This is a genomic window from Gracilibacillus dipsosauri, assembly GCF_003176895.1.
GTDB classification, from domain to species: domain Bacteria; phylum Bacillota; class Bacilli; order Bacillales; family Amphibacillaceae; genus Gracilibacillus; species Gracilibacillus dipsosauri.
This window is the reverse complement of the sequence record NZ_QGTD01000004.1, coordinates 17,577-30,541: the sequence shown is the minus strand read 5'-3', so window position 1 is coordinate 30,541 and position 12,965 is coordinate 17,577. Positions and strand designations below refer to the sequence as shown.

At 37.7% G+C, this 12,965-nt stretch carries 13 protein-coding genes; 10 read left to right on the top strand and 3 right to left on the bottom strand.

Going from position 1 to position 12,965, the window contains the following annotated elements:
• The first annotated feature begins 172 nt into the window (after nucleotides 1-172).
• Nucleotides 173-1,333, top strand: a complete 1,161-nt coding sequence (locus tag DLJ74_RS01860) for a family 43 glycosylhydrolase (RefSeq protein ID WP_109983115.1) — start codon at nucleotides 173-175, stop codon at nucleotides 1,331-1,333.
• A 36-nt stretch (nucleotides 1,334-1,369) separates the two neighbouring features.
• Here DLJ74_RS01860 and DLJ74_RS01855 read toward each other — a convergent pair whose 3' ends face one another.
• Nucleotides 1,370-1,657 (bottom strand): HesB/YadR/YfhF family protein, encoded by a 288-nt coding sequence (locus tag DLJ74_RS01855; protein WP_054860195.1) that lies wholly within the window; start codon nucleotides 1,655-1,657, stop codon nucleotides 1,370-1,372.
• A 183-nt stretch (nucleotides 1,658-1,840) separates the two neighbouring features.
• Here DLJ74_RS01855 and DLJ74_RS01850 point away from each other — a divergent pair, with 183 nt between their 5' ends.
• On the top strand, nucleotides 1,841-2,167 hold the full coding sequence (locus DLJ74_RS01850; protein ID WP_054789076.1) for a MerR family transcriptional regulator: 327 nt from the start codon (nucleotides 1,841-1,843) through the stop codon (nucleotides 2,165-2,167).
• 30 nt (nucleotides 2,168-2,197) lie between these two features.
• Here the strand turns inward: DLJ74_RS01850 and DLJ74_RS01845 are convergent, their stop codons facing one another.
• A complete protein-coding gene (locus DLJ74_RS01845; RefSeq protein WP_054789077.1) occupies nucleotides 2,198-2,428 on the bottom strand; it encodes a Fur-regulated basic protein FbpA in 231 nt (76 codons plus the stop codon).
• Nucleotides 2,429-2,755: 327 nt separating this feature from the next.
• On the opposite strand from DLJ74_RS01845, the gene DLJ74_RS01840 reads away from it, so the two are divergent.
• Genes DLJ74_RS01840 through DLJ74_RS01825 form a run of 4 tightly spaced genes read left to right on the top strand, consistent with a single transcriptional unit; the run spans nucleotide 2,756 to nucleotide 6,677 of the window.
• Nucleotides 2,756-3,562, top strand: coding sequence for a glycosyltransferase family 2 protein (locus DLJ74_RS01840; protein WP_109983114.1), 807 nt, complete (start codon nucleotides 2,756-2,758; stop codon nucleotides 3,560-3,562).
• A 22-nt stretch (nucleotides 3,563-3,584) separates the two neighbouring features.
• On the top strand, nucleotides 3,585-4,922 hold the full coding sequence (locus DLJ74_RS01835) for an MATE family efflux transporter (RefSeq protein ID WP_109983113.1): 1,338 nt from the start codon (nucleotides 3,585-3,587) through the stop codon (nucleotides 4,920-4,922).
• Nucleotides 4,923-4,934: 12 nt separating this feature from the next.
• The gene (locus DLJ74_RS01830; RefSeq protein ID WP_109983112.1) at nucleotides 4,935-5,921 is read left to right on the top strand and encodes a Gfo/Idh/MocA family protein; all 987 of its coding nucleotides are present in this window, start codon (nucleotides 4,935-4,937) and stop codon (nucleotides 5,919-5,921) included.
• Between the two features lie 60 nt (nucleotides 5,922-5,981).
• The gene (locus DLJ74_RS01825; protein WP_245902241.1) at nucleotides 5,982-6,677 is read left to right on the top strand and encodes a CAP domain-containing protein; all 696 of its coding nucleotides are present in this window, start codon (nucleotides 5,982-5,984) and stop codon (nucleotides 6,675-6,677) included.
• Nucleotides 6,678-6,962: 285 nt separating this feature from the next.
• Here the strand turns inward: DLJ74_RS01825 and DLJ74_RS01820 are convergent, their stop codons facing one another.
• A complete protein-coding gene (locus tag DLJ74_RS01820; RefSeq protein WP_109983110.1) occupies nucleotides 6,963-8,978 on the bottom strand; it encodes a cellulase family glycosylhydrolase in 2,016 nt (671 codons plus the stop codon).
• 229 nt (nucleotides 8,979-9,207) lie between these two features.
• Here DLJ74_RS01820 and DLJ74_RS01815 point away from each other — a divergent pair, with 229 nt between their 5' ends.
• The 4 genes from DLJ74_RS01815 to DLJ74_RS01800 all read left to right on the top strand — a co-directional run bounded on the left by DLJ74_RS01815 (nucleotide 9,208) and on the right by DLJ74_RS01800 (nucleotide 12,920).
• Nucleotides 9,208-10,359, top strand: a complete 1,152-nt coding sequence (locus tag DLJ74_RS01815) for an MFS transporter (protein ID WP_109983109.1) — start codon at nucleotides 9,208-9,210, stop codon at nucleotides 10,357-10,359.
• Nucleotides 10,360-10,505: 146 nt separating this feature from the next.
• Nucleotides 10,506-11,300: a basic amino acid ABC transporter substrate-binding protein gene (locus DLJ74_RS01810; RefSeq protein ID WP_109983108.1), complete on the top strand. Its 795-nt coding sequence runs from the start codon at nucleotides 10,506-10,508 to the stop codon at nucleotides 11,298-11,300.
• Nucleotides 11,301-11,544: 244 nt separating this feature from the next.
• Nucleotides 11,545-12,201 carry an amino acid ABC transporter permease gene (locus DLJ74_RS01805; RefSeq protein WP_054789083.1) on the top strand — a complete coding sequence of 219 codons (657 nt, stop codon included), beginning with the start codon at nucleotides 11,545-11,547 and terminating at the stop codon, nucleotides 12,199-12,201.
• Nucleotides 12,198-12,920 carry an amino acid ABC transporter ATP-binding protein gene (locus tag DLJ74_RS01800; protein ID WP_109983107.1) on the top strand — a complete coding sequence of 241 codons (723 nt, stop codon included), beginning with the start codon at nucleotides 12,198-12,200 and terminating at the stop codon, nucleotides 12,918-12,920. Before DLJ74_RS01805 ends, DLJ74_RS01800 begins: the two co-directional genes overlap by 4 nt.
• The last annotated feature ends 45 nt before the right edge of the window (nucleotides 12,921-12,965 follow it).

Sequence of the window (12,965 nt, the reverse complement as noted above, 5' to 3'; positions counted from 1 at the left end):
ATAGGGAAAAGATTTTAGTCTTTGTTTCAGTTTTTAGCTGATCCAAAGACTTTTTTGTTTTGTCTTTCATTTATAAGTACAAGTTCTCAAATGAAAGACAATAATATTCAGTTGTAAGTACAAGTGAGTTTGTCTATAATAGAATTTATAGAGAGCAGAGAGGATGTACAAGATGGAAGTGAAGCGTATACATGAGGTGAATACAACAACGAATGTAGGGGAGGCTCCTGAATTACCGAATCAAGTAGACGTCGATTTGAATGATGATATAACAGCACCGTTTGACGTAGTTTGGGAAAACACTGATCCTTCTCTTTTGAATCAACAAGGGACAATAGAGATAGAAGGAGAAATTCAACATAAGGATTACCCAAAACCATTTATTGAAAAACGGGCAGACCCATATTTATATAAACATACGGATGGGTACTATTACTTCACTGGCTCTTACCCATTGTATGATCGAATTGTATTAAGAAGAGCCAAAACCATTGATGATTTACCAGAAGCAGAGGAAAAAGTGATTTGGTGGAAGCATGAGTCAGGTATTATGTCGGAGCATATTTGGGCACCAGAAATTCATTTCATTAATGGGAAATGGTACATACACGTTGCTGCCGGGGAAAAGGATGATGTTTGGGCAATTCGTCCATACGTGTTGGAATGCGAAGCGGATAATCCTTTAGAAGGGGATTGGATAGAGAAAGGGCAGGTTAATACAGCGTTCCATAGCTTCTCTTTGGATGCAACCACTTTTGAGCATAATGGGAAACGTTATTTAGTGTGGGCACAGAAAGTAGAAGATGATACGATCTCTAACCTTTATATTGCGGAGATGGAAAATCCATGGACGATTAAAGAACAAGTGTTACTTTCAACCCCAGAATATGATTGGGAGAGAATTGGATTTGATGTAAATGAAGGTGCTGCGATGCTCAAAAATGATCAGAAGATTTTTATTGCGTTTTCTGGTAGTGCTACCGATGAAAATTACGCAGTAGGCTTGCTTTATGCTGATATCAATAGTGATTTATTAAATCCAAAGTCTTGGACGAAAATGAAGGAACCTGTTATGGTATCTAGCGAGAACACGGAAGAGTATGGCCCAGGACACAACAGCTTTTCCGTAGATGAGAAGGGCTATGAGTTAATCATCTATCATGCTCGCCCATATAAAGGGTTTAATACAGATAACCCACTATATGACCATAATCGTCATGCGAGAATCCAGCGTTTATTTTGGACGAAGGATGGTTTCCCATACTTTGGGGAACCAGGTTATTCGATAGACTTTTCAGGGAAAAAAGCAAAAGCTATAGTTGAAATAAAATAACAAAAAGGAGGTGTCATGATGGTGGCACCTCTTTTTCTATTTTATTACATACTCTATTTCATCATATTTTCTTGAATATTTTATATGAAAATTTTTGTTATCAAAATACCACAAGTCCGATTCCTCTACAAAAAACAAAACACCTTCTTCGACGATTTTTAATCCGGCATTGACTGGCTCTGTTTTTTCTAATGCTAATGAAAATCCCTTATGTACGCCTCCGAATCCACCGTATCTAGCAAAAAAACGAACAGCATCGTTTTGTTGTAAGTCAAGCTCTTGAATAAACCAGCGGGCTGCAGGTTTAGTGATGGTCATTTCCATTCTTTCGTCCCCCTTTGTTTCAATATAGCAGACAAGCCAGTAAAATGGCAATGGAATCCACCTTTAATGTTGTTAACTAAATGTTTGTCAGATTATCTTACATAACTTATTTAATCTATAGTTAAAAGGTGTATACTTTTAATCAAGAGGTTTTTACGAAACTAAGCATGGGTGGTGTCTCCTTTGGCTGAAGATCCTTCATATAAAACGCGTAAAGTGATCACAATAGGTGTTGTTAGTGAGTTAACAGGCTTATCAGAAAGACAGATCCGTTATTATGAGGAAAGAAAATTAGTTTTTCCAGAACGATCGGCAAAAGGTAATCGCAAGTATTCCTTTGCGGATGTAGAATTATTGATTGATATAGCTAACAAGCGGGAAGAAGGAGTACAGACATTTGAGATCAGGCAAGACATGCTTCGTGCGGAAAAGAGAAAAGAGAAAAAGAAGAAGCGAGAGCTACTACGTGGTGAAATAAACGCAAGATTCGGTATACAAAAAGAACGATAAGCAAGGTGTTTGTCATATTAGAAGAGAAGCCTAATGAAAATCAGGCTTCTCTTCTTGCCGTTCAGGATTATATCTCGTGAATTTGAAGCTGTTTTGAGTCGTACGATCTAATTCAAGACAAAACTTTTCGTAATCATGTACGATTTCACTTATAGGTTTATTGTAAAGCTCTTGGTTATCTTCTTTTACCACGCCGCTTGCGATTAACTGCTCGATAAGAAATATTTTTTGTTTTTCCACTGCTTCACGTAAAAATGCCATCTTCAAGCCTCCTCAAGAGAAAATCATCATTAATGTAAGTATTACCATGTTTGTTATATGATATACGGATGATGAGTATGCACTTGTTTCTGAATCGTGACGAAATTGTTTTGAATTTGTAATATAAATTGATTTGCTGTATGAATTTCAATTATTTTCACTGGCATTTTAGTTGATATATAATAGAAATTGCTTCATCGATTTTTTGCTCGACTATATCATATGCTTTTATTCTATCGATGTCTTGGCTAGTGTCAATAAAGTTTACATACAATTTAAACAAACTTAATTTAGCCGCAAAATATATGGAAAAGGTGTGTATTTTCTGTGAAACCTACTATTTCTGTTATTATTCCAACATATAATCGTACTGTTGCCTTAGCAGAGCTACTAGCAGCATTAGAACAGCAAACCTATCAGGACTTTGAGGTGATTATTGTCAATGATGCTGGGAAGGATATCTCGGATGTTGTCGCTTTGTATCCAGAATTAACTACTAAATTACTCAATTTAGATAAGAATAGTTACCATGTTAAAGCAAGAAACACAGGTTTAGCATATGCGCAAGGGGAATACATTATGCTTATAGATGATGATGATTTAATCCTCTCGACACATATGGAAAAAATGCTGAATGAAATCACTGGGTATGATTTAGTATATTCGGATGTAGAAATTGTGAATTACCGTGAAACGGAGAGCGAAAGAATCCCTATTAATCATTATTTATTTGCCTATCGAATGGATCTAGAAGCTATGCGTCAATTTTCAACATTTGTACCGTCAGGCTGTTTGTATAGAAAGGCAATTCATGAAGAAATCGGGATATTTGATGAGGCGGTTCGTAATTATTGGGATTGGGATTTCTTCTTGCGTGTGGCGGAAAAATATCGCGTGAAACGGGTGCCTGTGGCTAGTGTGCTTTATGAGTTTTCTGAGACAGGTAATAATCAATCAAAGAATTTAGATAAGATGCGAATTTATTTAGATAAATTATCGCAAAAGCATCAATTAGGTGAGCTGCCGACTAAAAACTTTTTCCTGTTATTGAAGGAGCCTGAGGTAAAGGAAAGAGAAGCCGAGAGCAAGCGCATTTGGGATGGCAAAATGATTCCTTCCCGTTTAAAGCTATAGCTAATTGAAGGAGAGAGGAAAATTGAAGCAAAGAGATTTTACAAAGGGAAATATATGGGCCGATTTATTTTATTTCTCTGCCCCCATCATGTTCGCCAATTTGCTTCAAGTATCGTATCAATTTGTGGATAGTTTATGGGTTGGTAATTTGCTTGGTAGCAATGCATTGGGATCAGTAGCAGTAGCTGGTACCGTTATTTTTACTGTATTGTCTTTCATTATTGGTATTAATAATACGACCTTGACGATTTTGTCCCAACAGAAAGGAAAGGGTAATGATGAAGGACTTCAGAGTTATGTCAATGCTTTTATTGTAACATTGTCTGGCTTGGCTATCCTGATGGGGATAACGGGCTATCTACTTGCAGAGCCGATTCTGAATCTGCTTAGTACGCCTGAGAGCATGATGGAAGATGCTACGATTTATTTACGTATTAACGCTTCTGGTATCCTTTTTTTAGTTGGTTATAATTTTATTAGTACAGTATTGCGTGCTGTTGGAGACAGCAAAACGCCATTGCTGTTTGTTTCCATTGCTGTAGTATTAAACATCGTGCTAGATCCGTTATTCATTTCAACATTTGGCATGGGGATTCAAGGGGCTGCTCTTGCCACGATATTATCACAAGGATTTTCTTTTATCTTCGGAGTTGTTTATATTATAAAGCAAGGATTGATCCCGTTAAAATGGCCATCTAAACCAGAATGGCAAGAGGTAAAACTGATTCTTCATCTTGGTATTCCTTCTGGATTACAGATGGCTGTTATATCAGCAGGGTCTGCTGCTATTATGAGTGTTGTCGCTTCACATGGGGAGGGCGTAGTAGCAGGCTATAGTGCGGCTCAACGTTTAGATAGCTTATTTTTACTCCCCGCCCATGCGCTGAGTGCAACAGTTAATAGTATGGCAGGTCAAAATATTGGGGCTGGCTTATGGAGCAGGGTGAAGAAAATAGCACTATTTGCTACGGTTTATAATGCGATTATTATGTTTGTTTTTGCAGGGCTGATCGTGTTTTTTGCTTCTTTCGGCATTCAACTATTTATTCGAGATCAGGAAGCGGTCCGGTTTGGTGCTAGGTATTTGACCATTGTGGCCTTTTTTTACCCATTCTTAGGAATTAATTTTGTTTTAAATGGAATTGTCCGTGCGTCAGGCGCAATGTATCAAGTATTAATACTCAACCTCTTATCCTTTTGGCTTCTAAGATATCCATTGTCTTATCTTTTCTCCAAATGGTTAGGTGAGGATGGAATTGCTTATGGTATTGGTGTAAGCTTTATGTTAAGTAGCCTGTTTGCATTCGGCTATTACCGATTTGGAAAATGGCGTACGAAACAAATTTTTCAAAAAGAATAGGGGAGTGGAGAAATGACGATAAACATTGGCTTTATTGGTACAGGCGGATTCACTAGGCATCATGTGCAAATCCTATCCAGCTTTGATCATGTGAATGTAGTCGGTTTTGTTGGTTCAAGTCAAGAGAAAGCTGAAAAATTCGCAGAGGAGTTTAGTGGTACTAACGGGTACGCATCACTGGAAGAGATGATGGCAAAGGAAAAGCTGGATGCCGTCTATATTTGTGTGCCACCAATGGGGCATGAATCCTATGAGAAGACATTGATTGAAAATCAAATTCCTTTTTTTGTAGAAAAACCTTTAGGATTAGAGGAAGAGGCAGTCCGGGAAATCAAACATTTAGTGGAGGAAAGAAACCATTTAACTTCCGTTGGTTATCATTTTCGATATGCAGATATTGTAGATAAGTGGATGGAGCTCAATCATACTGTCACGACAGGAATGGTAACGGCAGGATGGATGGGGTCGATGCCTCCTGTTTATTGGTGGAAAAATCAAGCGCTTTCTGGAGGCCAATTTAATGAACAAACTACTCATTTAGTTGATTTGATTCGTTATCTCTATGGGGAGGTGCAATCTGTTTATGCTGTCGAAAACCAGACATCTGCTGCTCAATCAGATGATACGGTAACCGTTGCAGATGTCGGGTCGTTTACATTGACAATGGACAGCGGGATAGTCGTACAAGTAGCTAACACCTCCGTATTGCCTGGTGGCTTAGGGGATGTCCATATTAAAGCATATACAAATAAAGGGATGGTTACTTGGAGAATGAAGGAGCTAGAAGTCGCAACAGTAGGCAAAAAATCAATTTATTCTGCTAAAACCAATCCATACCATGAAGAAGCAAAAGCTTTTTTACAAGCAGTAGAGACAGGGGATCGCAGCTTTATATTATCCTCCTATGAAGATGCTTGGCAATCCTTTAAAATAGCGATAGCTGCAAGAAGGTCTATTGAAGAAAATCGTGTCATTGATTTAAAGGAAATCACTGACTGAATAAAATTTAAAAGAACGTACATAGTAAGGATTGCATAGCTAAAAATGGAGGTAATCCTTATGTACAAATTATTTTTTATAATAAGTTTATTGGTAGGTATGTTTATTACTGGCTGTAACCAATCCTCATTAGAGCCTGAGGATGAAAACATAAACCCTGATTATGTGAACTATACAGATGAACAAGAAAATCAAGCAGATCAAGATCAGGATGGTGGACGCTTCCGTGTTCCCGTTAATCCAGGTAGGGAGCAAAATATTTTCCGATATGACAATCCTGAACCCGGGCAAAATCAGCAGGAAGCAAATGAAATGCCAAATGCGGATAAAGAACAACAGGATCCAAAAGTGGAAAATCAACCAAAATCACAACAATCCAATGCTAATTTTAAACAACGAGTAATCGAGCTGACAAATCAAGCAAGACAAGAAAATGGAGTCGAACCACTTAGTGCTGATCAACAAGTAGCAGAGGTCGCCCAAAAAAAGTCGGAGGACATGTCAGAAAACAATTACTTTTCTCACACTTCTCCAACTTTTGGTTCCACCTTTGATTTGCTCGAGGACTCAGGTGTAGAGTATTCAGAAGCATTAGAAAACATTGCAGCAGGTCAACAGTCACCGCAACAAGTTGTAAAAGGCTGGTTAAACAGTGAAGGCCATCGCAAAAACATTCTAGACCCTAATGTAACACATATCGGAATTGGTTATGATAAAGATGGAAACTACTGGACGCAAGTGTTTATTAAGAAATAGTATGTATCGAACTAGTTGCAGAAAAGCGAGCCGGACTCGCAAAAATAAAGAGTGAGTTGCAAAAAAGGAAGTCCAACTTGCAAGAAAAATGTGTGAGTTGCAAAAAAGCGAATTCACTTGCAAGAATAAAGAGCAAGTTGCAAAAAAAGGAGTCCAACTCGCAAGAATAAAGAGTAAGTTGCAAAAAAGCTAGTCCACTCGCAAAACTAATGAGCAAGGTTGCAAAAAAAGTAATCCCCAATAAAAAATACAAGGGAGTGGAGAAACGCGTTTCTCCACTCCCTCTTATATTATTTTCTTCCTTCTCCATATAAAGAGTCCAATTCCTAGCACCAATAAGATAATCCCACCAAACAGAAAATTATATTGCTGTGTTGCTGTATCTGGTAACCTTTGCTCTTCTATAAAATCAGTTGTTTGTTCTTTTGTTTGAGTTTCTTTGTTTGGAGCCTCAGAGTCTTCTGTTTTCTCATTCTTTTCATTTTCCTCATTGTTTCGTTCCAAATGTTTGTCTTCATCATCTATTCCTTCTGGTACATCTTCTTCTTTTTCTGTTTCATCATTTGAATCCTCTGGATCAGGTTTTGGTTCAGGTTCTTTTTCTGTATCTTTCTCAGGTGGAGCTGGCGTTGATTGTCCAGAAGTCCCTTCAATGCTTGTACCATTTTTTACAATCGTATAGTCCACTTTTTCTCCACTCCAGAAATGGAAAGTTAGTTGAACCTCGCTATCGTTAACCTCTTGGAAGAAATTTTGTTTGAGTTCAATTGTTCGGTTTTCATAGTTCGGAGAAAATGTATAATCAAATTCTTTAAAGCCTGTCCAGTTTTGGGGGCCTGCGATGGATCCATCTGGATAATAGGCCTCCATTGTTGCTAGCTGATCACCATCAAATGCGGTTGGTATCTGGAAGCTTTCGGTAGTGCCTACTGCATCCTCTAGTAAAGGGGTTTGGTAATTAATGATATCTATATCCCAATCAAAGCCACCAGAGAAATCAACTGTTAAGGTAGCTTGATTTCCTGTTTGGTTAGGATCAACAACTGAAGCGAGAAGTTCTTGATGGAAGGTAACTGCATCAGACGAAACGGTATAGTCTTCAGCTGCTCTTAATAGCTCGCCATCTAATAGGATTTGATTAATCGTATGACTATTGAATTCGAAGGAAATTGTCTTATCCGTAATCTTCTCCCCTTTTTTCAAATAAATAAAATTCTCATTTGGAAGAGCAGATCTTGTCTCCCAGCTTGTTTGGATCATATCGATTAGTTCTGGATCAGCCCATTCTAGACTAGTTCTGCCTAAATGCTGACCGTTATCCCAAAGCATATGCACAAAGCCTTTCTCCTGTGCGTAATGAAGCATATATTCAAAAAACTTTAATTTTTCTCCTTGTTGAATGACGCCAGTATGTCTGTCAAAGCCTAATAAGCCATATTCACCGATGACGACAGGAATGTTATGAGGAGCAAAGGTATTATAGACCCGATCAAAATTATCGATGATATCCTGTTTCACTTCCTCATTAAAGCGTGTATATCCAGCGATATTCACACTAAAGGGCCAAAATCCATAATAGTGCACGGTTGCAATAATATTTGGATCATTAAGCTCAGAAATGAATTGGGACAAACCATCTAACTTCTCTGGCTCTTGTCCTGTATCTAATGTTGGTAGAACCAGTGGGCGAATATCATTCGATCCTCCAGAATTTCGAACAATTTGATAAAATGCTTCGTTTAACTCATCTAAATGCTGTTGCTCATTCTCTTCTACAGCAAATCTTGGCTCATTGATACTTTCAAACATGACTTTTGTTGAATAGTTCTTATAACGATCAGCGAGCTGTGTCCATATCGCCCGATAGCGTTTTACGGTGTTATCATGATCAGTCTCCATTCCATTTTCCATCCAGATCCATGAATCGTGATGGACATTAATCATGACATATAAACCTTCCTCTAAAGCCCAATTAATCGTTTGATCAATCCTGTTTAGAAAATCCTGCTCAATGGTGTAATCTGGACCGGCTGCCATTCGTTGATCAAACGTTATCGGGATGCGAATACTACGGAAGCCTTCTGCTGCTACTTTTTGAATGAGCGCTTTCGTAACAAAAGGATTTCCCCATGCTGTTTCATCCTCTCCTACTGCATCATAGGAATTTCCTAAGTTCCAGCCTGGCTGCATATTCTGGGCATAATCCTCGATGTCGATTTCTTCCTCTGCAAAAGTCATTATGGAAGTAGTACTAAGAAGGAATAAAACCAAGAGCAATACCTTTAATAAAGAAGCTTTCATAGAATGTTTCCTCCTACATGTTTTTTGTAAGCAAAAAAGAAAACGCTTACTAAACACAAGATATCATAGCTAAAAATGGAAAAATACCACGAAAATAAGTGGTGTTTTGCTGTAAAAATTAGACATTTTTTAAAAGTTGTGAAAATACAAGCCTTTTCTTTAAATACTAGAAGACGTATAATAGTTAGATTAGTTCTTTTGATTAATCAACAAGAAGGGAGCCATTTATATGGCTAGGGGAGAATCGACCGTACCATTAAAAATGCTTTTGTTTTGGTTTCACGGGGCTAATACGATTATCGTAAGCTTTTTACCATTATATTTACAATACTCAGGGTTAGATGGAACGGAGATTGGTTGGGTAATGGCGATCGGTCCTTTTATCGCAATATTTTCACAACCATTCTGGGGTTATATGAGTGATAAGTATCAAACAGTAAAAAAAATACTTCTACTATGTTTGATAGGATTGCTTATTAGTAGTGCGATTTTTTTGCAAATGAAAACATTACCATTACTGTTATCGCTAGGTGCAGTCTTTTTCTTTTTCTCTTCACCTATTGGGGCATTAGGGGATAGCCTGTCACAACGACGAGCAGATCAGCTCGGAATTTCCTTCGGTTCCATTCGAACATGGGGATCGATAGGGTTTGCAGTGTCTTCTCTTCTAGTAGGAGAAATATTAGCTAAAATCGGGGTTCAATATATCTTATGGCCATACATAATCTTCGCTTTCTTAGCATTACTTGTTGCTACAAGGCTAGTAGACGTAAAGGTCGAAACAAGACCAATTCAATTTCAGGATATTGGCTTATTAATTAAAACGAAACCGTTTGTCATATTCCTTGGTCTCATCACGCTTCTTACCATATCACATCGTGCTAATGATAGTTTTGTAGGTATCTATATTGATTCTCTTGGCGGATCGGAGAATTTAATTGGTTACGCATGGTTTGTTGGGGTTGCAAGTGAGGCATTAGTCTATGCAACAGCTGGACTTTGGTTTCGAAGGTATCATCCTTTAATTTTTATTATTGCTGCTGGTATCTTATATTCTATTCGATGGTTCTTCTATGCTAGTTTTGACGAACCGATTTTTATCGTTGGGCTACAATTTTTGCATGGTCTTACTTTTGGTGTATTTTATCTAACCGCATTTCAATATGTGACAAGACTTATTCCCAAACTATTACAATCAACAGGACATCTAGTTTTTGTATCCGTATTCTTTGGTCTATCTGGTATCATTGGTTCATTATTTGGTGGGATGATCATGGATGCATTTGGTGGTGATACCTTGTATCTGTATATGGGTATTTTGACTTCATTAGGGACTCTGTTGTTGTTGCTGTATCATATGTTACCATTTGGTAAAGTATGATATAGAAGTAGTAGTAAGTTATAAGGTAAAACAAGTTTTCAGAATTATTTTAAAATAAAGACTTTAATCAAACTTATTGTAATTGGAAAGAAAATATCATATGATAAAATACTGTCATGTATAAATACAAAACGGAGTGAATATTTATGAATAAATGGATATTAAAAATAGTACCAGTTTTATTGTTAGCTCTTTTGGTAGCTTGTGGTGGGAACGATGCAGAAGGGGATGCGCAGAGTGACAGCCAAACATTGAATGTATTAACTGAATCGGGATTTAAGCCATTTTCTTTTCTAGATAAGGGAGAGGTTGTTGGCTTTGATATTGATTTGATGGATGCATTAATGAAAGAGGCTGGCTACAAATATGAGCTTAAGAATGTCGGTTGGGAATCGATGCTTGCATCTGTCCAGAGTGGTGAAGCTGACCTAGCTATTGCTGGAATTACGATGAATGAAGATCGTAAGCAAACATACGATTTTTCTTCACCATACTTTGAATCAACACATAAGATTGTATTTCGTTCAGGGGAAAATATAACAAGTGGTGAGGATATTAAGAACGTAAAAGTAGGCGTCCAAACAGGAACAACAGGTGCAGAAGCAGTAGAGAAAATACTAGGTAAAAATCATGAAAATATTGCAAAATACGAATCCAATACGTTAGCATTTATGTCCTTACAATCAGGGGATGTTGATGCAGTAGTGACAGATAATGTCGTAGCAGATGAGTATGTAGCCAATAATCCTGATGCGAATGTTGAAATGATAACAGATCCTGAAACATTTGAGTCTGAATTCTATGGAATTATGTTCCCTAAGGGTAGTGAAGTGAAGGAAAAGTTCGATGCTGCTCTAGAAACATTAATAGAAAACGGAACATATACAGAAATCTATAAAGAATGGTTTGGAGTAGAGCCAGACTTGGAAGGATTAAAATAATTCTCCATATCAGATAAATAAAGAAAAGCGAGACTTTATAAAGCTCACAATAAAGGCGTAGCGGTTTCGTTGCGCTTTTCTATTTTGTAAATTAAGAAGTATAAAACAGGCACCCAAAGGCGCATTGAAAAACGTCCAGCGCAAGCGTCCAGAAACGGGTGCCCAGCGCTTTTGTTGTTTGTTCAGAAACTTATTCGGGAAACAATAGGATAAATGAAATGAAAGAAAGAAGGAGGTTGAAAAAATGGACTTAAGAATGGACATCGTCGTCGAATATTTCCCTTATTTTATGCAAGGGATGGGTTTAACCATTTTAATGTCTGTTGTTGGGGTACTAATGGGATGTATTCTAGGTTTTTTTATAGCATTAGGAAAAATGTCCTCCATCTTCATCGTAAGGCTACCATTTGTTTGGTATATTAATTTCCTTAGAGGAACACCGCTCTTAGTGCAATTATTTTTATTCCATTATGCTGTTTTACCAACAGTATTAGGTTCCACAACTGCTATTACATCCGTTATGGTAACTCTATCGCTTAACTCTTCAGCATATGTTGCGGAAATCTTCAGAGCAGGTCTCCAGTCAATCGATAAAGGACAAGCAGAGGCAGCTCACTCCTTAGGGATGAATAAATTTCAAGTGATGAGGCATGTTCTTTTGCCTCAGGCATTTAAAAGATCAATACCTCCGCTTGGCAATGAGTTTATTGTCTTATTAAAGGATTCTTCTTTAGGTGCTATGATTGCTGCTCAAGAGATACTTTATTGGGGAAGAGCAGCTGCGGGACAGTACCTACGTGTATGGGAGCCATACATCATGGTAGCATTGATGTATTTAGTTCTAACGTTAAGCTTAACCTATCTGCTAAACTATTTGGAAAGAAGGCTTGATGTGAAATGATCTCTGTAAAGCATTTAAAAAAAAGCTTCGGGAAATTAGAAGTATTAAAGGATATTAACGCGGAAATTAAACAGAGCGAAGTGGTTGTGGTAATAGGTCCATCAGGATCAGGTAAATCCACCTTTTTGCGTTGTTTAAATTTAATTGAATCCATTACAGACGGAACGGTTACAATTGATGGAGAAGTCATTACTGATAAAAGTGTAGACATTAATAAATTGCGTACAGAAGTTGGCATGGTATTCCAACAATTTAATTTGTTCCCTCATAAAACGGTATTACAAAACATCACACTGCCAATGATTACGGTAAGAAAATGGAAGAAAGAAGAGGCAGAGAAAAAGGCGCTTCAACTACTTAAAAAAGTTGGACTTGAGGAAAAGGCAGGGGTTTATCCTGATTCCTTATCTGGTGGCCAAAAGCAACGTGTAGCCATCGCCAGAGCGCTCGGCATGGAACCTAAAATCATGTTATTCGATGAGCCTACCTCTGCCTTAGATCCAGAGATGGTCGGAGAAGTACTAGAGGTCATGAAGGAATTAGCTCAGGAAGGAATGACAATGGTAGTAGTTACACACGAAATGGGCTTTGCTCGAGAAGTTGGCGATCGAGTAATATTTATGGATGAGGGATACATTGTGGAAGAAAATGAACCCCAAAGTCTCTTTCAACATCCACAGCATGAAAGAACAAAGGCGTTTTTGAGTAAAGTATTATAAGTAAAGGGATAACCCGAGTTTAGCCAAGCTCGGGTTATTTCTTTA

What these genes read in the sequence shown, in the direction of transcription:
- DLJ74_RS01810 (WP_109983108.1), top strand. Translation starts at nt 10,506, where the DNA reads ATGAATAAATGGATATTAAAAATAGTACCAGTTTTATTGTTAGCTCTT.
- DLJ74_RS01860 (WP_109983115.1), top strand. Translation starts at nt 173, where the DNA reads ATGGAAGTGAAGCGTATACATGAGGTGAATACAACAACGAATGTAGGG.
- DLJ74_RS01825 (WP_245902241.1), top strand. Translation starts at nt 5,982, where the DNA reads ATGTACAAATTATTTTTTATAATAAGTTTATTGGTAGGTATGTTTATT.
- DLJ74_RS01815 (WP_109983109.1), top strand. Translation starts at nt 9,208, where the DNA reads ATGGCTAGGGGAGAATCGACCGTACCATTAAAAATGCTTTTGTTTTGG.
- DLJ74_RS01855 (WP_054860195.1), bottom strand. Translation starts at nt 1,657, where the DNA reads ATGGAAATGACCATCACTAAACCTGCAGCCCGCTGGTTTATTCAAGAG.
- DLJ74_RS01805 (WP_054789083.1), top strand. Translation starts at nt 11,545, where the DNA reads ATGGACTTAAGAATGGACATCGTCGTCGAATATTTCCCTTATTTTATG.
- DLJ74_RS01845 (WP_054789077.1), bottom strand. Translation starts at nt 2,428, where the DNA reads ATGGCATTTTTACGTGAAGCAGTGGAAAAACAAAAAATATTTCTTATC.
- DLJ74_RS01800 (WP_109983107.1), top strand. Translation starts at nt 12,198, where the DNA reads ATGATCTCTGTAAAGCATTTAAAAAAAAGCTTCGGGAAATTAGAAGTA.
- DLJ74_RS01820 (WP_109983110.1), bottom strand. Translation starts at nt 8,978, where the DNA reads ATGAAAGCTTCTTTATTAAAGGTATTGCTCTTGGTTTTATTCCTTCTT.
- DLJ74_RS01830 (WP_109983112.1), top strand. Translation starts at nt 4,935, where the DNA reads ATGACGATAAACATTGGCTTTATTGGTACAGGCGGATTCACTAGGCAT.